The organism is Kineococcus deserti (assembly GCF_050871945.1).
In the GTDB taxonomy this organism is placed as follows: Bacteria; Actinomycetota; Actinomycetes; order Actinomycetales; family Kineococcaceae; genus Kineococcus.
Map to the genome: position 1 here is coordinate 58309 of NZ_JBJLSI010000025.1, position 21032 is coordinate 79340.

The 21032-nt window shown below is 73.1% G+C and carries 20 protein-coding genes; 14 read left to right on the forward strand and 6 right to left on the reverse strand.

Going from position 1 to position 21032, the window contains the following annotated elements; genetic code table 11:
* Nucleotides 1–8: 8 nt before the first annotated feature.
* On the reverse strand, nt 9–521 hold the full coding sequence (locus ACRYR2_RS17765; RefSeq protein ID WP_432564229.1) for a cytidine/deoxycytidylate deaminase family protein: 513 nt from the start codon (nt 519–521) through the stop codon (nt 9–11).
* A 32-nt stretch (nt 522–553) separates the two neighbouring features.
* Between ACRYR2_RS17765 and ACRYR2_RS17770 the strand changes: the two genes are divergently transcribed.
* The 12 genes from ACRYR2_RS17770 (at nt 554) to ACRYR2_RS17825 (ending at nt 14753) form a co-directional block, all read left to right on the forward strand.
* Nucleotides 554–1819 carry a metal-dependent hydrolase family protein gene (locus ACRYR2_RS17770; protein ID WP_432564230.1) on the forward strand — a complete coding sequence of 422 codons (1266 nt, stop codon included), beginning with the start codon at nt 554–556 and terminating at the stop codon, nt 1817–1819.
* On the forward strand, nt 1816–2595 hold the full coding sequence (locus tag ACRYR2_RS17775; RefSeq protein WP_432564231.1) for an ABC transporter ATP-binding protein: 780 nt from the start codon (nt 1816–1818) through the stop codon (nt 2593–2595). The genes ACRYR2_RS17770 and ACRYR2_RS17775 overlap by 4 nt, the downstream gene beginning before the upstream one ends.
* 126 nt (nt 2596–2721) lie before the next feature.
* Nucleotides 2722–4389, forward strand: coding sequence for an ABC transporter substrate-binding protein (locus tag ACRYR2_RS17780; protein ID WP_432564232.1), 1668 nt, complete (start codon nt 2722–2724; stop codon nt 4387–4389).
* Between the two features lie 26 nt (nt 4390–4415).
* Nucleotides 4416–5288: an ABC transporter permease gene (locus ACRYR2_RS17785; protein ID WP_432564233.1), complete on the forward strand. Its 873-nt coding sequence runs from the start codon at nt 4416–4418 to the stop codon at nt 5286–5288.
* Nucleotides 5285–6364 (forward strand): ABC transporter permease, encoded by a 1080-nt coding sequence (locus ACRYR2_RS17790; RefSeq protein ID WP_432564234.1) that lies wholly within the window; start codon nt 5285–5287, stop codon nt 6362–6364. The genes ACRYR2_RS17785 and ACRYR2_RS17790 overlap by 4 nt, the downstream gene beginning before the upstream one ends.
* Entirely contained in the window at nt 6357–7280 is a 924-nt protein-coding gene (locus ACRYR2_RS17795; protein WP_432564235.1) for an ABC transporter ATP-binding protein, read from the forward strand. The genes ACRYR2_RS17790 and ACRYR2_RS17795 overlap by 8 nt, the downstream gene beginning before the upstream one ends.
* Nucleotides 7277–8050 carry an amidohydrolase family protein gene (locus ACRYR2_RS17800; RefSeq protein WP_432564236.1) on the forward strand — a complete coding sequence of 258 codons (774 nt, stop codon included), beginning with the start codon at nt 7277–7279 and terminating at the stop codon, nt 8048–8050. The genes ACRYR2_RS17795 and ACRYR2_RS17800 overlap by 4 nt, the downstream gene beginning before the upstream one ends.
* Nucleotides 8047–8856: a creatininase family protein gene (locus ACRYR2_RS17805; protein ID WP_432564237.1), complete on the forward strand. Its 810-nt coding sequence runs from the start codon at nt 8047–8049 to the stop codon at nt 8854–8856. Before ACRYR2_RS17800 ends, ACRYR2_RS17805 begins: the two co-directional genes overlap by 4 nt.
* A 62-nt stretch (nt 8857–8918) precedes the next feature.
* A complete protein-coding gene (locus ACRYR2_RS17810) occupies nt 8919–10148 on the forward strand; it encodes an aminotransferase class V-fold PLP-dependent enzyme (protein ID WP_432564238.1) in 1230 nt (409 codons plus the stop codon).
* Complete coding sequence (locus tag ACRYR2_RS17815) at nt 10145–11239, forward strand: FAD-dependent oxidoreductase (RefSeq protein WP_432564239.1); 1095 nt, start codon at nt 10145–10147, stop codon at nt 11237–11239. The genes ACRYR2_RS17810 and ACRYR2_RS17815 overlap by 4 nt, the downstream gene beginning before the upstream one ends.
* Nucleotides 11236–12786 (forward strand): gamma-glutamyltransferase, encoded by a 1551-nt coding sequence (locus ACRYR2_RS17820; RefSeq protein WP_432564240.1) that lies wholly within the window; start codon nt 11236–11238, stop codon nt 12784–12786. The genes ACRYR2_RS17815 and ACRYR2_RS17820 overlap by 4 nt, the downstream gene beginning before the upstream one ends.
* Complete coding sequence (locus ACRYR2_RS17825; protein WP_432564241.1) at nt 12783–14753, forward strand: primary-amine oxidase; 1971 nt, start codon at nt 12783–12785, stop codon at nt 14751–14753. Before ACRYR2_RS17820 ends, ACRYR2_RS17825 begins: the two co-directional genes overlap by 4 nt.
* Nucleotides 14754–14815: 62 nt before the next feature.
* On the opposite strand, the gene ACRYR2_RS17830 is transcribed toward ACRYR2_RS17825, so the two are convergent.
* The 3 genes from ACRYR2_RS17830 to ACRYR2_RS17840 all read right to left on the reverse strand — a co-directional run bounded on the left by ACRYR2_RS17830 (nt 14816) and on the right by ACRYR2_RS17840 (nt 17143).
* Nucleotides 14816–15535 (reverse strand): GntR family transcriptional regulator, encoded by a 720-nt coding sequence (locus ACRYR2_RS17830; protein ID WP_432564242.1) that lies wholly within the window; start codon nt 15533–15535, stop codon nt 14816–14818.
* 47 nt (nt 15536–15582) lie between these two features.
* Nucleotides 15583–16029 (reverse strand): hypothetical protein, encoded by a 447-nt coding sequence (locus ACRYR2_RS17835; RefSeq protein WP_432564243.1) that lies wholly within the window; start codon nt 16027–16029, stop codon nt 15583–15585.
* Between the two features lie 760 nt (nt 16030–16789).
* The gene (locus tag ACRYR2_RS17840) at nt 16790–17143 is read right to left on the reverse strand and encodes a hypothetical protein (protein ID WP_432564244.1); all 354 of its coding nucleotides are present in this window, start codon (nt 17141–17143) and stop codon (nt 16790–16792) included.
* A 262-nt stretch (nt 17144–17405) separates the two neighbouring features.
* On the opposite strand from ACRYR2_RS17840, the gene ACRYR2_RS17845 reads away from it, so the two are divergent.
* Nucleotides 17406–18605 (forward strand): endo-1,4-beta-xylanase, encoded by a 1200-nt coding sequence (locus tag ACRYR2_RS17845; protein WP_432564245.1) that lies wholly within the window; start codon nt 17406–17408, stop codon nt 18603–18605.
* Between the two features lie 84 nt (nt 18606–18689).
* Complete coding sequence (locus ACRYR2_RS17850) at nt 18690–19712, forward strand: LacI family DNA-binding transcriptional regulator (RefSeq protein WP_432564250.1); 1023 nt, start codon at nt 18690–18692, stop codon at nt 19710–19712.
* Nucleotides 19713–19873: 161 nt separating this feature from the next.
* On the opposite strand, the gene ACRYR2_RS17855 is transcribed toward ACRYR2_RS17850, so the two are convergent.
* Nucleotides 19874–20722: a sugar phosphate isomerase/epimerase family protein gene (locus tag ACRYR2_RS17855; RefSeq protein WP_432564246.1), complete on the reverse strand. Its 849-nt coding sequence runs from the start codon at nt 20720–20722 to the stop codon at nt 19874–19876.
* A gap of 42 nt (nt 20723–20764) precedes the next feature.
* The coding region (locus ACRYR2_RS17860) for an SDR family NAD(P)-dependent oxidoreductase (RefSeq protein WP_432564247.1) at nt 20765–21032 on the reverse strand (268 nt) is incomplete at its 5' end.

Here is a 21032-nt window from a genome sequence, read left to right on the forward strand (position 1 = left end):
GCCTGCGTTCACCAGCCGCGGGGGTTCTTCCCGGGCATGAGTTCCAGCGCGGTCCACGCGGTGACCGACCCCGGAACCGTGGCGCGCGCCGGATCGAAACCGCGCCGGTCCTCCGGGCGGCCCGGCAGTTCCACGGCGACGGCCGAACCCCCGGCATCGTGCGTGTAGACGCGCGCGCCGGGGCAGTGGTCGACGAGCAGTTCACGGCACACCCCGCACGGGGCGATCGGGCGCAGCAACCCACCGCCGGGCCCCGGCCGGTGCAACGCCGCGACCACCGCGACCACCGCGGCGTCCGCGCCGGAGAACACGTTCCCCAGGGCCACGCCCTCGGCGCAGACCGAGGACCGGCCGGCCGAACCCTCGACGTGGAGACCGGTGCTGACCCGGCCGTCGGCGGTGCGCAGCGCGGCCGCCACCTCGTGGCGGCCGGTGCGGTAGGAACGGGCGAGCACGTCGACGGCGGCGTGCCACAGGTCGGCGTCGTCGGGGTGCAGGCCGCGGGGGAGCTCGGTGTTCACCGCCGTAGTTTCGCTCACCCGGGGAGTGCGCCGTGACCGGACTGCTGCTGACGGGCGGAACCGTCCTGCCGATGACCGGCACGGACGAAGCCCTGGTGGGGCACGACGTGCTCTGCCAGGACGGGACGATCACCGCCGTCGTCCCCACCGGAACCCTGGATCCGGCGCGTACCGCGGGGGCCGAGGTCGTCGACTGCACCGGCCGCTGGGTCCTGCCGGGTTTCGTCGACGCCCACGTCCACCTGACCACCGTCCAGGGCGCGGACCCGCTGGAACTGCTCACCGCCCCCGCCAGCCTGCGGGTCCTGCGGGCGGTCCCGGCCCTGCGTGCGACGCTGGACGCCGGGATCACGACGGTGCGTGACCTGTCCGGCGCCGACGACGGCATGCGCACCGCGGTGGCCGAGGGCACCGTCGCCGGGCCGCGGTTGCTGCTGGCGTTGCGGATCCTCAGCATCACCGGCGGACACGGCGACTGGCGCTCGATCTCCGGCGTCGACCTGACGGGAGGTTCGCGCGGCGGCGTCGTGGCCGACGGTCCTGCCGAGTTCGTCCGCGCCACCCGCGAGGTCGTCCGCGAGGGCGCCGACTGGGTCAAGGTCGCCGCCTCCGGCGGGATGGGCAGTCCGCGCAGCGAACCCGACCACGGGGGACTGACCGAGGCCGAACTGCGCGCCGTGGTCGAGGAGGGGGCGCGGCACGCCGTGGCCGGGGTCGCCGCGCACGCTCAGGGGACGGCGGCCATCGCCGCCGCCGTCCGCGCCGGGGTGCGCAGCATCGAGCACGGGTACGGCCTGGACGAACCGACGCTGGACCTGCTGCTGGAGCGCGGGACCTTCCTCGTCCCGACGCTGGCCACGTTGCGCCGGCCGGTGTCCCCCACGGCACCGCCGTGGTTGCGGCGCAAGCGCGAGAACTGGCTGCGCCGCGGCGAGGAGAACCTCGCCCGCGCGTTCGCGGCCGGGGCGCCCGTCGTGCTCGGCACCGACGCCGGGGTGGTTCCGCACGGGGCGAACCTGGCCGAACTCGGGCACCTCGTCGAGCTCGGGATGTCGCCGCTGGACGCGCTGCGCGCGGGGACCAGCACGGCGGCCCACATGCTCGACCTGGAGGACGAGATCGGGTCGCTGCGCCCCGGCCTGCGCGCCGACGTCCTCGTCGTCGACGTGGACCCGTTGCGCCGCGCCGCCGACCTGGCCGACCCGCAGCACGTGCGCCGCGTCGTCCTGGGTGGGCGCACCGCCGTCGACCGCGAACCGTCCATTCGTCCAACGTTCCACGAGGAGGCTGTCCGGTGATTCCCGCACCCCTGCTGCAGGTCCGCGACCTGCACGTCGTCTACTCCGCCGGCAACCGGCGCACGCACGCCGTGCGCGGTGTCGACCTCGACGTCCTGGAGGGCGAGGCGCTCGGCATCGTCGGCGAGTCCGGTTCCGGCAAGTCGACGCTGGCCCGCGCGATGAGCGGGCTGGAGACGTGGCGCAGCGGGACGATCCACTACCGCGGCGCCCCGTTGCCGTCCTCGGGCCGACTGCCGCGCGACGTGCGCCTGGACCTGCAGATGGTGTTCCAGGACCCCGCGAGCGCGCTGAACCCGCGGCGCCGGATCGGCGCCGCGATCGCCGCGGCCGTCGTGGCCCGGCACGGCCGCAGGCCCTCGCGCACCGAGCTGGAGGAACTGCTCGCCGACGTCGGGCTGCCGCCGGCGTTCGTCGACCGCTACCCCCGGCAGGCCTCCGGGGGGCAGCTGCAGCGCGTCGTCATCGCGCGGGCCCTGGCCGCCGAACCGCGGGTGCTGCTGGCCGACGAACCCGTGTCCGCGCTGGACGTCACCGTCCAGGCGCAGGTGCTGGACCTGCTGGCCGACCTGCGTGAGCAGCGGGGGCTGACCGTCGTCATGGTGTCTCACGACCTCGCCGTCATCCGGCACGTCTGCGACCGCGTCGCCGTCGTCCAGCACGGCCTCGTCGTGGAGTCCGGGCCCGTCGACGAGGTCATCGGGAACCCGCAGCACCCGTACACGCGGGAACTGCTCGCCGCCGTGCCCGAACCCGTCGTCGCGGACCGCACGTAACGTCTGTGTGAACTTTGGATCCAAAACGCGGTTTGTCGGATACGTTCCTCGCGTCGGATCTGGACCACCGGAAGGACGGTCATGGCTCGCTTCTCGAGCAGGGGCGTGCGCCCCGCAGGGCGTGATGTGCAACGCGACGAGTTCGGCAACCCCATCGTTCCCCTCGGCCTGACGCGCCGGGGGCTGCTCGTGAACGGCGGCGTCCTCGGGCTGGGAACCATGGGCCTGGGCGCGTTCCTCACCGCCTGCGGCAGCAGCTCGGAACCGGGGAACGAGGAGATGGACGCCGTGCGTGAGGGCGGCACCCTGACGTTCGGCATCGACGGGACCAACGGCGTCGCCGACCCGGCCCTCTACACGACCCTCGGCGACTGGATGGCCGTCGACAGCATCTCCGCCGGGCTGGTCGCCTTCGACTTCACCACCGGGGAACGCCAGTGGGCCCTGGCCCAGGACTCCAGTGTCTCGGACGACGGCCTCGTCGTCAGCGTGAAGCTGCGTGAGGGCGTGCTCGCCCACGACGGCACGACGCTGAGCTCGACCGACGTCGTCCGCACCTTCAACCGGCAGCTCGTCGACGGGGACCCGACCCTGCCGCAGACGTCCACCCGGCCCATGCGCGGGTCGCTGAACCGGAACGTGGCCGAGGTGCGCGCCGTCGACGACCTGACCGTCGAGTTCCAGCTGCTGGCCCCCGACGCGGTGTTCCTGTCCCGGCTGGGCGACATCAGCTGCCGCATCGTCTCGGCCGCCGCGCTGGACGCATCCGGCGCCGACATCGGCCAGCAGCTCGTGGGCCACGGCGCCTACAAGGTCGTCGAACTCGTGCCGCAGCAGTCGATCACCCTGGAGGCGTTCGCCGACTACTTCGGCGGCGCGCCGGCGCTGGACCGGCTGGTGCTGCAGCAGATCGCCGACTCCTCCTCGCTGAACGCCGGCCTGCAGAGCGGGCAGGTCAACGCGTCCTCGTTCGTCGCGCACTCCTCGGCCGACAGCCTGGGGCAGAACCCGAACGTCACCATCGAGGACAGCCTGCGCAGCGTGGACGTCTTCGTCATGATGAACGTGACCACGCCCGTGCTGTCCGACCTGCGGGTTCGCCAGGCCGTGAACCTGGCCATCAACCGCGAGGAGATCGTCGAGAAGGCGTTCTACGGCTACGCCGACGTCCCCGACGGCTACGCGCTGCCGAAGAACCGGATCGGCTACGACGCCAGCCTGGCCGACCTGTCGGAGTTCGACGAGGCCCGTGCCAAGGCGCTGGTCGAGGAGGCCGGTGCCACCGGCGCCGCCGTCAGCCTCATCGCGCAGAACAACAACTGGTACCCGCTGGCCGCGCAGATCATCGAGGCCAACCTCAAGGCCATCGGGTTGGTGCCGAACGTCGAACTGCTCGACCCGGGCTCGTTCTCCGGGCGGTTCTTCGACCTCGAGGGTCACGAGCTCGCGCTGTGGGAACGCAACGGGTACGTCCCGGACGCCGACGACATGGTCGGCAAGATGCTCGCCAGCACCGGCAGCTACGCCAACCGGGGGACGGGTCACGCGACGCTCGACCCGGCCGTGGTCGCCCAGGTCGACACCCTGCTGAACGACGCGCGGCAGACCACCGACGACGCCGAGCGCACCGACCTCTACAGCCAGGCGCAGCGGTTGTTCGCCGAGCAGTTCATGGCGATGGCCATGGTCGCCTGCGCCCAGAACGTGGTCGCCTCGAACGGCTGCCAGGACATCGGCACCCCGGCGCTGTCGGCGCAGCGGATGCAGATGGAGAAGGCGGCGCTGACCGCATGACCAGCACCACCCCCGCGAGGAACCCCGTGACCACCACCGTCCCCCCGGCGCGACGTACCGGTCCGGCGGCGCGCTGGCGACACCGTCGCCTCGCCCGGTCCCCGCTGGGTCTCCTCGCATGGGGTGTGCTGGCGCTGTTCGTCCTCGTGCTGGTCGCCGGTCCCTGGGTCGTCCCGGTGGACCCGCTGGCGCAGGACTCCGAGGCGCTGCTGCCCTGGGGCAGCGCGGGACACCTGCTGGGCACCGACGAACTGGGCCGCGACGTCCTGTCCCGCGTCCTAACCGGTGGCCGCCCGCTGCTCGTCGTCTCGATCGGCAGCGCGGTGGCCGCGGCCGCCCTCGGCACCGTCCTGGGCCTGCTGGCGGGGTACTGCGGCGGCGTCGTCGACTCCCTGGTCATGCGGGTCGTCGACGTGCTGCTGGCCTTCCCGCTGGTCCTGGTCGCGATCCTCATGGTCGCCGTCCTCGGCGGCGGAACGACGAACACGCTGATCGCGATCACCGTCTCGCAGGTCCCGTTCTGCGCCCGACTGGTCCGCAACCTCACGCTGGCGCAGGTCAACCTCGACTACGTGCGCTCGGCCCGCGCGCTGGGGACCGCCGGGCCGGTCATCGCGGTGCGCGAGGTCCTGCCCAACCTCGTCGGGCCGCTGCTGGTGAACACGACCTCCAGCCTGGCCGTCACGGCCGGGCTGTCCTCGGCGCTGTCCTACCTCGGCCTGGGGCAGGACGCCTCGTCCCCGGACTGGGGCTACATGGTCCGCTCCGGTCAGGAACTCATCTTCTCGAACCCGTCGCTGGCGCTCCTGCCCGGTCTGCTCATCACGGTCTTCGCCGTGGCGGCGAACCTGGCCGGGGACGACCTGCGAGACGCTGTCGACACGGGAGGTGCGGCGTGAGCGCCCCGCCGTTGGACGCACCCGAACTCGTCAGCGCCCGGCCCGGGGGCCCGGCCGCCCGGTGGATCTCCTCCCCGGTGCTGCGCCGGCTGCTGTCCGTCCCGGTCATCGGGCTGGTCGTCACCGTCGTCGTGTTCCTCGTGGCGCACGCGCTGCCCGGCGACCCGGTCGACACGCTGTCGGGGTCGATCAGCGGGATCACCCCCGAGGAGATCGACCAGCTCCGCCGCGACTTCGGGCTCGACACCTCGCTGCCGCACCAGTTCGTGACCTACCTCGGCGGCCTGTTCACCGGCGACCTGGGCACCAGCTACTACTCCGGCCGCACCGTCTCCAGCCTGCTGGCCGGGGCCATCCCGGTCACCGTGGAACTGGCCGTCGCGGGTGTCCTCGTGTCGGTCGTCGTCGGCGTGGCCACCGGGATGGTGGCCGCCCGGTTCCACGGGACGTGGATCGACGCGGTGCTGCGCACGGGTTCCACCATCGGGTTCAGCCTGCCCTGGTTCGTCGTCGCGCTGTCCGCCATCGTCGTCTTCGGCGTCGAGCTGCAGTGGCTGCCCACGCTGGGCCGGCTGGACAACTCGGCGGGCTACGAACCCACGACGGGTTTCGTCCTGGTCGACGCCGTGCTGCAGAACCGGCCCGACCTGATCGGCCCGTGGCTGACCCACCTCGTCCTGCCGGCCGGCACCCTGGCCGCGACCAGCGCGGGGTTCCTCACCCGGATCACCCGCGCCGCCTTCCTCGACGCGCGCGGGGAGCACTACGTCCGCACGGCGCGGATGAAGGGCCTGGACGAGCGGCGCATCGCCGTCGGGCACGTGCTGCGCAACGCCTCCGTGCCGATCCTGACCGTCGCGGGTCTGCAGTTCGGCTCGCTGCTCGGGGGCGCCGTCATCACCGAGGCGGTGTTCTCCTACCCCGGCGTGGGCAGCCTGCTCGTCGAGGCCGTCGACCGCCGCGACTACTTCCTGCTGCAGGGGGCCGCGCTGGTGATCGCGCTGCTGTTCACCCTCGTCAACGCGGTGGTGGACCTGTTGATGATGGTCGTCGACCCGAGGTTGCGTCATGCCTGATCCCCACGAGAACTCCTCCGACCCCGTGCTCAGCGTGCGGGACCTGCGGGTCTCGTTCGTGCCCGCGGACACCTCCCGTCCCACCGTGCAGGCCGTCGACGGCGTCGACCTGGACCTGCACGCCGGCCAGGTGCACGCCCTCGTCGGGGAGTCCGGGTCGGGCAAGTCGGTCACCGCCATGACGGTGCTCGGGCTGACCCGCTCGCCCCGCACCCGGGTCAGCGGGTCGATCCGCTACGCCGGCCGGGAACTGGTGGACCTGCCCGAACCGGAGTTCCGGCGGTTGCGCGGGGCCGAGATGTCCATGGTGTTCCAGGACCCCATGACGAGCCTGAACCCGTTGCACCGCGTCGGACGCCAGGTGGCCGAGACGCTGCAGCTGCACGAGGGGCTGGACCGTCGGGCGGCGGCCGAGCGGGCCGTCGAGGCGCTGGACGCCGTCGGCATCCGCGATCCCCGGCGCGCCGTCCGCAGCTACCCCCACGAGTTCTCCGGCGGCATGCGGCAGCGCGTGATGATCGCGATCGCGCTGGCCTGCCGGCCCAAGGTGCTGCTGGCCGACGAACCCACCACGGCGCTGGACGTGACGATCCAGCGGCAGGTGCTGCGCCTGATGACCGACCTCACGCGCTCGACCGGGACGGCCGTGCTGCTGGTGACCCACGACCTCGGCGTCGTGGCGCAGTACGCCGACGAGGTGAGCGTCATGAACACCGGAAAGGTCGTCGAGGCCGGCGACGTGCGCCAGGTCGTCGGGGACCCCCGGCACGCCTACACCCAGGGCCTGCTCGCGGCGGTGCCGCGGTTGCACGGCCCGCGCCCGCGCCGGCTCTCCGCCGGTGCGCGGTCCACAGCTGTCACGACTGCCAGAACGCCCAGAACTCCCCGCACCTCGCAGGACGGAATCCTCTCGTGATCATCGACGCGTACAACACCGCTCAGGACGTCCGGGGCCGGTCCGACTACCTCACCGGGGTCCGCCCGGGCCAGGAACCCCCGCCGTACACGCCGTTCGACCCGCAGCGGCTGCTGGACCGGATGGACGCGGCCGGCGTGGACATGGCGATGGTCTGCTCCCTGGCGCAGCGCATCGAGAACGACTTCCTCGTCGACCTCGTCGGGAAGTTCCCCGACCGGCTCTTCGGGTTCGGGCAGGTCATGCCGCAGGCCGACGACGCCCTCGACGAGATCCACCGCATCGCCGACGCCGGCCTGCCGGGCCTGAAGCTGCACCCGAGCCTGCACGGTTACAGCGTCTCCGACCACGGGCTGCTCGACCCCGTGCTGAAGGTGTGCGCCGAACGCGGCCTCATCGTCCTGGTCAACGCCCTCGACGACCCGTTCTGCGCCCCCTTCGCCATCGAGGAGGTGGCCAAGGGCTTCCCGCAGGTTCCGGTGGTCATCGCGCACATGGGCGCGGTCTGGGGTGTTCCGGACGCGATCCTGGTGGCCGAGCGGAACGAGAACGTCTACCTCGACACGTCGGCGACCCTGCTGTCCGACGTCAAGCGGGCGTACGGCCGGCTCGGCCCGCGCAAGATCCTCATGGGCACCGAGTGGCCCGGCAGCGACTTCGACCTGGAGCGGATGAAGATCGCCAAGGCCGTTCCCGACGAGGACGACCGCGCCCTCGTCGAGGGCGGCAACATGGCCCGGCTGCTCGCGCTGCCCGGGTTCACCGCGTGAGCCGGGGCACCGGTCCCGAACTGCCCGTCGTCGACGCCGGGCTCGCCGCCCGCCTCGGCGGAACCGGAACTCCGGTGCAGTGGGAACTGCTGACGTCCCCGGAGGTTCCCGGCGTCGTCGCGGCGACGGGCGCGGCGATCGTCCCGGTCGGGGCGACCGAGCAGCACGGTCCGCACCTGGGGCTGAACGTCGACGCCGCCATCGCCCACCACGTCGCGCTGGGGGTGTCGGCGCTGACCGGAGTTCCCGTCGTGCCGCCGGTGGTCTACGGCGTCTCGGGGTCCCACGGCGGCCTGCCCGGAACGCTGACCGTGCGGCCCGAGACCATGGTCATGCTCCTCGAGGACGTGCTGGAGTCGTTGTACGCCAACGGGGTCCGGCAGTTCGTCCTGCTCAACGCGCACACCTGGAACGCCGGGCCGATGGAGGTCGCCGCGGACAAGCTGCGCGTGCGGCACGACGACGTCCGCGTGCGGTGCATCTTCTACGTCACGGCCTACCCGGGGTCGCAGGTGGACGGCCGGGTCACCTACGGCCGCGGCCTGATGCACGCGAACTACTTCGAGACCTCGCTCATGCTGCACATCGACCCGCAGGTCGTGCACATGGACCGCGCCGTCTCGCTGGAGGACCGCGACACGTTCTGGGACTACCGGACCGACCAGGTCAGCGCCAGCGGCGTCTGGGGTCGTGACGTCGAGCAGGCCACCGCCGAACACGGTGCAGCCGAGGCGGAACGGTGCATCCGCACGACCGCCGAGGTCGTCGCGGCCGCCGTCGCCGAACCCTGGCCGACTCCCCGCTGAACTCATCGATATTGGATCCAATGGTGTTAACGTTGGATCCTCAGATCCGGAAGGTGGTTCCCGTGGGGACGTCGGTCGAACGCGGGCCACTGCTCGACGTGAGCGCTGAACGTGCGCGCACGCCGGGCAGCCAGGCTGCGCACCACTTCAACGCGGCGGGCTCGGCGCTACCGACGACGCGGGTGGTGGGCAGCGTCGTCGAGCACCTGCTGCGCGAGCAGACGCACGGCGGGTACGAGGCGGCCGCCATGGTGGCCGACGACCTCGAGTCCGTGTACTCCTCGGCCGCCCGGCTCGTCGGCGCCACCCCCGGCGAGATCGCGCTGTTCGACAGCGCCACGACCGGCCTGCGCGCCGTCGTCGACGCCCTGCGGCTGTCCCGCGGCGACCGGCTGCTCGTCAGCCGCTCCACCTACGTCAGCCACGCCCTGCACCTCATGAGCCTGGCGCAGGAACGCGGTGTGGAACTGCTCGTCGCGCGCAGCGCACCCGACGGCGCGATCGACCTCGGGCACCTCGACGACCTGCTCACCGGTGGACGCGGCGGGGCCCGCACCGTGGTCTGCGTCGCGCACATCCCCACGTCCTCGGGGCTGGTCGAACCCGCCGCGGCCGTGGGTGAACTCGCCGCACGGCACGGCGCCACGTACGTGCTGGACGCCACCCAGTCGGTGGGGCACCTGCGCGTCGACGTCGCGACGCTGCGCTGCGACGCCCTGGTGACGACGGGGCGCAAGTTCCTGCGCGCCCCGCGCGGCACCGGTTTCGCCTACGTCAGCGCCGCCCTCACGGCCCGACTGGCCCCCGCCGTCCCCGACGTGCGCGGCGCCCGATGGACCGGTGAACTCGCCTGGGAACTGTCGCCGACGGCTCGCCGGTTCGAGAGCTGGGAGACGTCGATCGCCGGCCGCCTCGGTCTGGGTGCCGCGCTGGCCGAAAGCCTCCAGCGCGGGGTCGACCGCTCCGAGGAGCACCTGGTCGCGACGGCCGAGGCGCTACGCGCAGACCTGCGCGCGCTGCCTCGCGTGAACGTGCAGGACCCGCCGGCGGCGCGGTCGGGGATCGTCACGTTCACCGTCGACGGCGTTCCTGCGCGCGAGGTCGTGGCCCAGCTGGCCGCTCGCCGGGTGCGGACCGTGGCCGTCCCCGCCACCCACGCCCAGTGGGACCTCGGGCACCGCGGACTGGACGCCGTCGTGCGCGCCTCGCTGCACGTCTACAACGACGCCGCCGACCGGGGCGCCCTGCTCGAGGCCGTCGCCGCGCTGCCCGCGGTGGAGACCGCGGCATGAGCGACACCTTCGACGTGGTGGTCACCGGCCTGGGGATCCACGGCTCGGCCGCCGCCTTCGAACTCGCCTCCCGTGGCGAGCGCGTCCTGGGTCTGGACCGGTTCCCCGAGGGCCACGTCCGCGGTTCCTCCCACGGCCGCACCCGGATGATCCGCCGTGCCTACCCCAACCCCGTGTGGAACGACCTCGTCGAACGGGCTCAGCACGGCTGGGCCCGGTGGGAGCGCACGGCAGGCCGATCCCTGGTGCACCGCACCGGTGGCCTGTACGCACACCCGGGTTCGTCCCAGCTGCAGGGCCCCGGCTGCGTCTGCGTGCAGAACCCCGACGCTCTCCGCTCCCTGGCCCCCGGGCTGTCGCTGCCGCCCGGGTGGGCCGCGGTGCACGACCCCTCCGCCGGGGTCGTCGAGGCGTCCACGGCCCTGCGGGTGGCCCGCGACGGTGCCCGCCGGCTCGGCGCCGACCTCGCGTTCGGTGAACGCGTGCTGCGGTGGGAGCAGACGGGGGACGGGTGCCTGGTGCAGACCGACCGCAGGACGGTGCGGACCCGCCGGCTCGTCCTGGCCGGTGGGGCCTGGAACGGCGAGCTGGAGCCGTCGCTGGCCGGGCTGTTCACCGTGTGGCGCATCCTCACCGCGACCTTCCGCCCCGGCCAGCCGGTCGCCCAGCCGCCCTCGCTGACCGCCTTCTCCGTCGACCGTCCCGACGGCCTGGTGTTCGGGCTGCCCGACGTCGACGGTTCCGGTCTCAAGGTCGGGATCGACGCCGAGCACCCCTGGGACCCCGAGCTCCCGCCGACCCCGCCCACCGCAGCGGAGGTGGACCGCCTGGTGCGCACCGCGACCGCGTTGGTGCCCGGCCTGGAACCGGACGTCGTCGAGACCGCCGCCTGCCTCTACACGATGACCGAGGACAAGCGGTTCGTCCTGGGCGCCCTGCCGCACGCCCCCGCGGTCGTCGTGGCCGCGGCGTGCTCGGGGCACGGGTTCAAGTTCGGACCCGCCGTCGGTGAGGCCGTCGCGGACCTGTGCCAGGGCGTCGCGCGGCCCGACCTGGACTTCATCGGCATCGACAGGCGGGTGGTCGCGTGAGGACCGTGGCCGTCGCCGCGCCTCACCCGGCGGGCGTGGAACTCGCGCAGGAAGCAGTGCGGGCGGGCGGGAACGCCCTGGACGCCGCGCTCGCCGCGGCCGCCGCCCTCACCGTCGTCTACCCCCACCAGTGCGCACTCGGGGGCGACCTCATCGCGCTGGTCCGCGACGAGCGTTCGGGACGCGAACCCCGGACCACCGCCGTCGTCTCGGCAGGCACCCTGCCCGCCGGGCTCGACCTCGACGCGCTGGCCGGCGCGCCGATGCCCCGCCGCGGACCGGCCACCGTCACCGTCCCCGGAGTCGTCGCCGGCTGGACCGCACTGGCCCGCCTCGGTGCCGAACTGCCGCTCCCGCAGGTCTTCTCCCGCGCCGCCGAGCTGGCCGAGGCAGGGCTGCCCGTCTCGGCCGGGCTCGCCCGCGCCTTGCGCGACCAGGAGGCCGCGGTGCTGGCCGACCCCGGCCTGCGCGCCGTGTTCGCCCCCACGGGCGCCGTCCTCGGCGAGGGCGACCCGGTCGCCCAGCCCGCCCTGGCGGCGACGCTGCGACGCCTGGCCGAGGACCCGCAGGACCTCTACCGCGGCCGGACCGCCGACCTGCTCGCGGCGGGGTTGCGCGCCCTCGGCGGAACCCACACCGGGAAGGACCTGCGCGCCCACGTCGCCGAGGTGCTCCCGGCGCTGCACGCCGAGGTCGACGGCGCGCACTGGTACGTCGCACCCCCGCCCTCGCAGGGTGCCCTGCTGCTCGGGGTAGCCGAGGCCGCCGTCGCCGCCGAACGGTCCGGCCGCCCCGACGATCTGGTCGTCGCCAGCCTGCGCGGCATGGACGTGCGGGACCGCGAACTCGGCGACCCCCGCACCGGAGAGGTCGACGTCACCGCGATGACCACCTTGTCGGTGCGGACCGGAGCCGCCGCCCCCGCCGCCGGCCGGGCCCTGGGGGACACCGTCGCGGTCACCGCTGTCGACGACGAGGGACTGTCGGTCTCGCTCATCCAGAGCGTCTTCCAGACGTTCGGCGCGGGGATCCTCGAACCGGCCACCGGCATCGTGCTGCACAACCGCGGCGCCGGGTTCAGCACCGACCCGGCCAGCCCCGCCCGGGTGCGGCACGGGTCCCGTCCACCGCACACGCTGTGCCCGGTGATCGTCGACACCGGCGAGGCTGTCCTGGCCGCCGGGTGCCAGGGCGGGCGCGCCCAGCCCTGGATCCTCGGCCAGACACTGCCCGCGCTGCTGGCCGCCGCCGACGGCACCGAACTGCAGGACGTGCTCGCCCGGCCCCGGTGGGTGGTCGGCGCCCGTGACCTCGGCCACGAGCGCGTCACCCTCGTCACCGAACCGGGGGCGGAGACCGCCGCACCGGCGGCGCAGGACGCCGGTGCCGGGGTCGTCCACCGCGACTGCCTCCTCGACGAGGCCGGCCACGTCCAGATCGCCGTCCGATCCCGACGTTCCGGGCTGCTGGCGGCCACCGATCCCCGGGCCGACGGCCGCGCCTGCGTGACGACCCGAGAACCCGCTCACGAACCGGAGACGCTGTGACCACCACCGCCCACACCAACGCCGACACCAACGCCGCCCACACCCACGGTGGTCCGACCGAACGGTTCTGGAACGACCCGCTCACCGAGACCGAGATCGCCGAGGTCGTCGCCCTGCTGCGCGCCGACGAGCGGATCGGCGACCGCCCCCGGTTCTGGGGTGTCGCCGTCGACGAGTCGCTGGCGCGGGCCCTGGCTCCCGGTCAGGGCCGTCCCGTGCGCGCCGTCGTCATGAACCCCGACGCGCACGCCGCGTGGGAGGTCGCGGCCTGGACCAGCGGCACCGACCGTCCCGCGGCCCTGGCCGGCTGGCGGTCCGTCGACGCCAAGCGTCCCGGCGTTTCCAGCGAAGAGGCGCGGATGGTGGCGGCCGCCTGCCGGCAGGACCCGAAGCTGCAGGCCGCACTGGCCGAGCGCGGCATCACCGACGCCTCGCTGGTGTGGGTGGACCCCGAGTCCATCACCGGCTTCGAACCCGAGGGCCTGGAGGACCGCCGGTTGTCCTGGGGAACCGTGTGGCACCGGGTCAGCGAGGACGACAACGGGTACGCGCGTCCCGTCGCCGGGCTGGTCCCGATCATCGACCTGGAGACCCTGGAGGTCATCTCGATCGAGGACCACGGGGTGATCCCGATGGCCGGCGAGACCGGGAACTACCGCTCGGGCACCTGGGGTCCGGACCGGGCCGTGGCGCCGCTGGAGATCCTCCAGCCCGAGGGGCCGGGGTTCCAGATCGACGGCCAGCAGGTGCGCTGGCAGAACTGGACCTTCCGGATCGGGTTCACCCACCGCGAGGGTCTGGTCCTGCACGACCTCACCTACGACGACCACGGCCGTACCCGCAGTGTGCTGCGCCGCGCCGCCGTCAACGAGATGTACGTGCCGTACCTGGACTCCGACCCGACCGCGTACCGGAAGAACTTCTTCGACTGGGGCGAGTACGGGGCGGGCCCGCTGACGGCGTCCCTGGAACTCGGCTGCGACTGCCTGGGGGAGATCCGCTACTTCGACGCGGCCGTCCTCGACGGGCACGGCAACCCGCGTACGATCACCAACGCGGTGTGCCTGCACGAGGAGGACCACTCGATCCTGTGGAAGCACGTCAACACCCGCACGGGTGAGGCAGACGTTCGCCGTTCGCGCCGGCTGGTGGTCTCCTCGTTCGCCACTGTCGCGAACTACGACTACGGCTTCTACTGGTCGCTGTACCAGGACGGCACGATCGAGCTGGAGATCAAGCTCACCGGCATCCTGTCGGTGTCGGGCATCGCCGACGGGCGACGGCCGGCCTACGGCCGCATGGTCAGCCCCAACGTGCAGGCGCCGAACCACCAGCACTACTTCGGTCTGCGGCTGGACGTGGCCGTCGACGGCCCGCTCAACCGCCTCGTGGAGGTGCACGCCGAGGTCGAGGACGACGAGGAGCTCAACCCCCACGGCAACGCGTGCAAGATGGTCCGCACCCCGTTGAGCAGTGAACTCCAGGCGGCTCGCCGCGCCGACCCGGCCCGGGCCGTGCACTGGCTGGTGGAGAACACCGAGCAGCTCAACCGGTTCGGCGAGGCGACGGCCTACCGGCTCTCGATCCAGAACACCGCCCGGCTCTACGCGAAGCCGGGCAGCGTCGTGGAGCGGAAGGCGCCGTTCGTGGCCAAGCACCTGTGGGCGACGCCCTACGACGGTTCCGAACGGTTCATCGCCGGCGAGTACCCCAACCAGGCTGACCTCGGCGCGGACGGCGTGCAGGTGTGGCAGCAGGCCGACCGCCCGCTGGACGGCACGGAACTGGTGCTGTGGCCCGTGGTCGGCGTGCACCACTCCGCCCGGCCCGAGGAGTGGCCGATGATGTCCGCGCACCGCATCGGCATGCGTCTGGAACCCGACGGTTTCTTCGAGCGGAACCCCGCACTGGACCTGCCGGCGCCGCGCTCGCACGCGGCCGGTTCCGGTGACGCCTGCTGCCGCTGATCGCGGGAACGAAGAAGGGCCCCGGGGAACCCGGGGCCCTTCTGGTCACCTGTGGAGGACGATCACCCGCGGAAGACGGTCGACGAGCGGCGTTCGTACCAGTGCGCGAGGTGTTCCCCGGCCTTGCGGACGTGCCTGCGCATCTCACGGGCGGCCGCCTCGGCGTCCCCGGCCTCCAACGCGGCGATGATGCGTTCGTGTTCGCGGAAGTTCTCGTCGCGCTGGCGGGCGTCGGTGACCAGCAGTTGCGCGGACACGTTGCGCGGGAACGTCTCGTTGATGTCGTTGACGACCCGAGCCAGGCGCGCGTTGGCGGAGATCGTCGCGATCGTCGTGTGGAAGGCGTCGTTGCCCGGCCGTGCTGGGGAGGGCGCGGCGTGGCCTTCGCTGAGGGTCAGCGAACGGTCGTACATGTTCTGGTTGGCGGCCCGGAGTTCCTCGATCTCTGCGGCCGAGATCCGCTCCACGGCGCGTGCCGCGGCCAGCGCCTCCAGTTCGGCGCGCACCTCGTACGCCTCGCGGACCTCCCAGGGAGCGGGAACACGCACCACGGCGCCACGGTTCGGCAGGACCTCGATGAGTCCACCACTCTGCAGCTGCCGCAACGCTTCGCGTACCGGGGTACGGCTCACGCCGAAGTCCGTCGCGAGTTCGGCCTGTCGCAGTTGCGCGCCGATCGGGATCTCGCCGGACATGATGCGTTCGCGGATGCGGGCCGCGACGTCGTCGACGAGCGCAGGCCCGGACGTGGCCGTTCCCCCCGTCTCGGCGGTGTCCACCATCGCCTGGCTCTCCCCTCGGGCGCAGGCTGCGCCTTGAGCGGGGAACGCTAGCAGAAGTCACCGCTTTGGATCCAGAATCGACTTTCCTGGTCACGGTGCGGTTGTTTGGGATCCAGGTGTCGGTGTCGAGTTCCCGCCTGCCATCCACCGACCACGTGCGTCAGCCGGACGTCAGGATTCCTTCGCGCCGGGCCCGAGAGCAGTGCTGCGCCCCACCCGAGCTGCACCAGGTTCACGACCAGGGCGATGAGGCCGACCGTGTGGTGTCCCACGGCGAGGGGGAACCAGTTGATCTCCGCCTGGTGGTGGCCGACGACCGCGACGCTCGCAGGGGCGACGTCCGCCTGAGGATGGGAGAGCAGGACGGCGTGCACCACGGTCATCCCGGCAGCGACGATCGCCGTGAGGGCCGTCCCTCGCCGGGACCCGCTCCGGTACAGGTGACCCGAACAGGGCAGGCAGAACAAGGCGAGTGCGAGGAGGGTGATTCCCACGGTCGCGGAAGGATGGGGGTGGGACAACGCGACGGGGACGTGGGCCAGCCCTCCGGCGAAGCCGAACAGGGCCAGCCCGCGTGTGCTGGGGAGGCGGTGCGAACCGCGGGTCACGACCGGCAGGCGATTCCTCGAACCCATGTCGCGGAGGTTACTGGTGGGAGGTTTCGGAGACGTTTCACGTTCCACCGGCGCGCTCTCGGGAGTTCGTCGACCACGTGCGGCCGTCGCCCCACCGTTGAACTCGGCGTTCGCGGCGCGGGGGGAGGGACCAGGGCGGGGCCAGCCTGCGCACGGCAGCAGGATGCGCCGACTCCGGGCAGTGTGCGTGCGCCGGGATCGCGACGGCGTGCCGGGGTGGCGGTGTTTCCGCCGGTGTCGCTGGCACTGTGCGGTGCGCCCGTCTCGGGATGCCGGGCGGTCCACCTCTCTTCCTCGACGGTGGCCGCCAGTTGCGGAGGACAGTGCCCTCGAGGAGCACCTGGCCGTACGGCAGGGCCATCAGGTGCGAGGCCATCGAGGCGCGAGGTGAAGGGGCGTTCCCTGACCCGGATCCACCCCGAGCCGGTCGGACGGTGGTGCCGGTTCACCTGTGCAGGGCGATGCCTCGCCCGGCGGTGGCGGCGGGGTCGCGCGGGTGCGGAGCGCACCGCGTACCGCAACGTCGAGACCGTCATCGCCTCGACGCGCGAGCGGTGTGGAACCAGGTCCTCCGCTCGCCGGGTCCGTGCTCACCGCGTGCTCCGGTTCGCCCGGCCCGTCAGGGCACGACCCCCAGCGCGCCCGTCAGCGTGAGCACCGCACCGGCCAGCCGGATCGCGTCGGCACGCACCAGACGCCGCACCAGGTCCGGGCGCGGACCCTCCCGAGCGAGCCGGGTGTGGGTGGGGGCGGCGAGGAAGGCGGTCGCGGCCGCGGTGAGGGCGGCCCCGGCGACAGCGACGCCGAGCCAGGGGGTCAACGCGAGGGTCGCGAGCGCCCAGACCCCCGCGGCCGACAGCGCTCCGTAGACGACCGCCACGACGGGGGTGATGCGGCGGGAGTGCGCGGCGTGCACCGTGGCCCAGTCCCGGGCGGACGTGGCGGTGAGCGCGGGGTAGGCGACGAAGGTCACCACCGCCTGGAAACCGGCGTGCGCGGCGGCGGCCGCGAGCAGGGCGTGGCTGGCGTCGATGCGGCCATCCTCGGTGCCGGCGGTTCCTGTCGCAGCTCAGCGCGCCGGCCGGGAGGGGGCTGCGGCGTCGACCGGCGGATCCGTCTGCTGACCGTCACGGGTCTTGACTGTGCGTTCACAGCATCCCTACAGTCGCCCCACGACTTCCGGAAGACTTCCGGAAGTCGCCTGTCCCGGCGAAGAAGCCCACGGAAGGCAAGACATGCGTCTGCACCGGAAGTCCCCCACCACCACCGCCCGACGCCTCGTCGGGCTCGCCGTCGCCCCCACGCTGCTGGCGCTCGCGGCGTCGGCCCCGGCCGTGGCGGCCCCCCACCCGGCCGCCGAGGCCGGACAGGCGCAGGCCGCCCAGCGTCACGGCGGTCAGGACACCCTGCGCCGTTCCGCCCCCCGCGACCTCGTCGTGGGCACCGCCGTCGCCGGCGGCGGCCACCACGCGGAGCAGGACTACGCCGACCCCTTCGCCTACGACGTGGAGTACCGCGACCGCATGGCCGCGGAGTTCAGCTCGCTGTCCCCGGAGAACCAGGCCAAGTGGGAGTACATCCATCCCCGCCGGGACTTCTACAACTTCTACCCGATGGACGCCATCGTCCGGTTCGCGCAGGAGAACCGCCAGGTCGTGCGCGGGCACACCCTGTTGTGGCACAGCCAGAACCCGCAGTGGCTGGAGGAGGGGAACTTCACCGACGACGAACTGCGCGCGATCCTCAAGGAGCACATCCAGACGGTCGTCGGCCGCTACGCGGGCCGCGTCCAGCAGTGGGACGTCGCCAACGAGATCGTCAAGGACGACGGCAGCGGGCTGCGCGTCGGCCCGACGAGCGAGGGCGGCAACATCTGGATCACGCGGTTGGGGCCCGGGATCATCGCCGACGCCTTCCGCTGGGCCCACGAGGCGGACCCCCAGGCGAAGCTGTTCTTCAACGACTACGGCGTCGAGGGGGTCAACGCCAAGAGCACGGCGTACTACGAGCTCATCCAGCAGCTGAAGGCCCAGGGCGTTCCCGTCGACGGTTTCGCGATCCAGGGTCACCTCAGCACCCAGTACGGGTTCCCCGGCGACCTGCAGGCCAACCTGCAGCGCTTCGACGCGCTGGGCCTGGAGACCGCCATCACCGAACTCGACGTCCGGATGGTGCTGCCCGAGAACGGGGTTCCGACCAGCGCCCAGCAGGCGCAGCAGGCCGACTACTACCGCCAGGCCCTGCAGGCCTGCCTGGGCGTGGAGGAGTGCAACTCCTTCACCATCTGGGGTTTCACCGACCAGTACTCCTGGGTGCCGGTCTTCTTCCCCGCGGAGGGCTCGGCGACGGTCATGACCGACGACTACGAGCGCAAGCCCGCCTACTACGCGCTGCAGTCGGCGTTGCGCGCCGCCCGGACCGGAGGCGGCCGCTGACGTCCCGCGGCACGCCCCGTACCTGCGGCGGGGCGTGCCGCACCGTCCGCGCCCTAAGGTGATCACCCGGAGGAAGGGGGGCACCTGGTGGACGAGTCCGAGCGCAGCGTGACGATCACGCAGATCGCCCGTGAGGCGGGGGTGTCCGTGCCGACCGTCTCCCGGGTGGTCAACGGCCGCGGCGACGTCGCGACGGCGACCCGCGAACGCGTCGAGGAACTGCTGCGCCGGCACGGTTACCGGCGCCCGCTGCGCGCCCGGGGTACGTCGCGGGCCGGGTTGCTCGACCTCGTCTTCGACGACCTCGACTCCCCGTGGGCGGTGGAGATCATCCGCGGCGTGGAGGACGTCGCCCACGCGGCCGGGGTCGGCACCGTCGTCTCGGCGGTGCACCGGCGCACCACCTCCGCGCGGCGCTGGCTGGGGAACCTGCGTGCCCGCGCCAGCGACGGGGTCGTCCTCGTCGCCTCCTCCCTGGCTCCCGGCCTCGCACGGGAACTGCTGGAGGCGGCGGTGCCGGTCGTGGTGGTCGACCCGACCGGAGGGCCGGTCGAGGGGGCGCCCTCGGTGGGGGCGACGAACTGGGCCGGTGGGCTGAGCGCCACCGAGCACCTCGTGCGGCTGGGGCACCGGCGCGTGGCGCACGTCAGCGGCCCGACCGGGATGCTGTGCAGCCGCGCCCGCCTGGACGGCTACCGCGCCGGCGTGGAGTCCGCCGGTCTCGTCGTGGACCCCGCCCTCGTGCGCGAGGGCGACTTCTACCAGGAGTCCGGGCTGCGCGAGGGCGCCGCCCTGCTGGCCCTGCCCGACCCGCCCACGGCGGTGTTCGCCGCCAGCGACCAGATCGCCCTCGGCGTCTACGAGGCGGTGCGCCGGGCCGGTCTGCGCGTGCCCGAGGACGTCAGCGTGGTGGGGTTCGACGACCTCACCCTGGCCGCGTGGACCTCGCCGCCGCTGACGACCGTGCGCCAGCCGCTGGCCGAGATGGGGGCGCTGGCCGCCCGCACGGTGCTGGCGGCGGCCGCCGGGGAGGCGCCCGCCAACCCCCGGGTGGAGCTGGCCACGAGCCTGGTCCTGCGCGACAGCACCGCCCCGCCGCGCTCCTGACGAGCGCAGCCGCACCCCAGGCCGTCAGCTCCTCGACCTCCGCCGGGCCGCGACGAGTGGGCCTCCAGCACGTCCTGGTGGGTACCGGTGGTCGCGCCTCCGCCGCCGCTGGACGGCGGCGCCGTGGTCGCCGACGTCACAGCAGGGCGAGGCGCTGGAGGTCACAGCCGCGTCACGTCGGCGAGCAGGGCGACGATCTCGTCCCAGGAGCGCTGGGCGTCGGCTTCGCGGTCCTCCTCCTGCACGTCGTGGGTTTCGAGTTCGAGGACGTAGGTGCCGGTGAAACCGCCGGCCTCCAGCGCGTCGAGCACACCGCGGAAGTCCACCTGTCCCCGGCCGATGCCGAGGTTGAGGTCGCCGGGGACGGCGTCGCGCAGGTGCACGCGCTCGACGCGGTCGGCCCGCTGTGCCGCCCAGGCGACAGGGTCGTCGCCGGAGGCCACGACGTGCGAGACGTCCAGCAGCAGCCCGATCTCGTCCGGTCCCAGCGCCTGCAGGACGCGCTCGGCGCGCTGGACGTCGTGCACGTAGCGGCGGTGGTGCAGCACCTCCACCAGCAGCCGCACTCCTCGTGCGGCGCACAGGCGGGAGAGCAGGCGCAGGTTGGCCACGATGCGGGCCAGGTCGGCCTCCTCGTCGACGTAGGCCTCCCACGACGGTCCACCGCACGGCACGATGAGCGCGCCGCCGGTCGCGGCGGCGAGCTCGACCAGCGGGCCCGCGGTGGCCGTCAGCGTCGCAGCGTCCAGCGCCGGGTCGTTGAGGGGCCCGACGTCGGAGTTCACCGCGCCGGCGCGCAGGCCGTGGGCGGCCAGCGCGGCCACGTAGGCCTGCGGGTCGCCGGTGAAGGGCACCGGGACGTGGTCGGTCACCGCGGGGATGGCGCCCAGGTCCACCTCCACCGCCCCGGTGCCCGCGATGAGGGTCAGCGCCTCCTGCAGCGCGCGGAAGCGGAAGGTGATCGTGGAGATGCCGACCCGCCGGGCCGTCAGTCGGTCAGGTGTGCTCACGCTCATGGCTGCTCCGTCCAGAACCGTGGTGGGTGGGGCCGGTCAAGCGATGTAGGAACCGCCGTTGATGTTCTGGGTGGTGCCGGTGATGTAGGAGGCGTCCTGGCTGGACAGGAAGACGACGAGCGCGGCCATGTCCTCGGGGGTGCCCTGGCGGCCCAGCGGAACCGCGGCCGCCAGCCTCGCCTCGTTGGCCTCGTCGGTGGCCCCGGCGCGGATGTCGGTGTCCACCACGCCCGGGCTGAGGGCGTTGACCGTGATGCCGTGGGGAGCCATCTCGCGCGCCAGCGAACGGGTCAGGCCCAGCACG

Bases quoted from the DNA above. Each gene is read 5' to 3' on its own strand.
- ACRYR2_RS17795 (WP_432564235.1), top strand. From the start codon at position 6,357: ATGCCTGATCCCCACGAGAACTCCTCCGACCCCGTGCTCAGCGTGCGG.
- ACRYR2_RS17815 (WP_432564239.1), top strand. From the start codon at position 10,145: ATGAGCGACACCTTCGACGTGGTGGTCACCGGCCTGGGGATCCACGGC.
- ACRYR2_RS17830 (WP_432564242.1), bottom strand. From the start codon at position 15,535: ATGGTGGACACCGCCGAGACGGGGGGAACGGCCACGTCCGGGCCTGCG.
- ACRYR2_RS17845 (WP_432564245.1), top strand. From the start codon at position 17,406: ATGCGTCTGCACCGGAAGTCCCCCACCACCACCGCCCGACGCCTCGTC.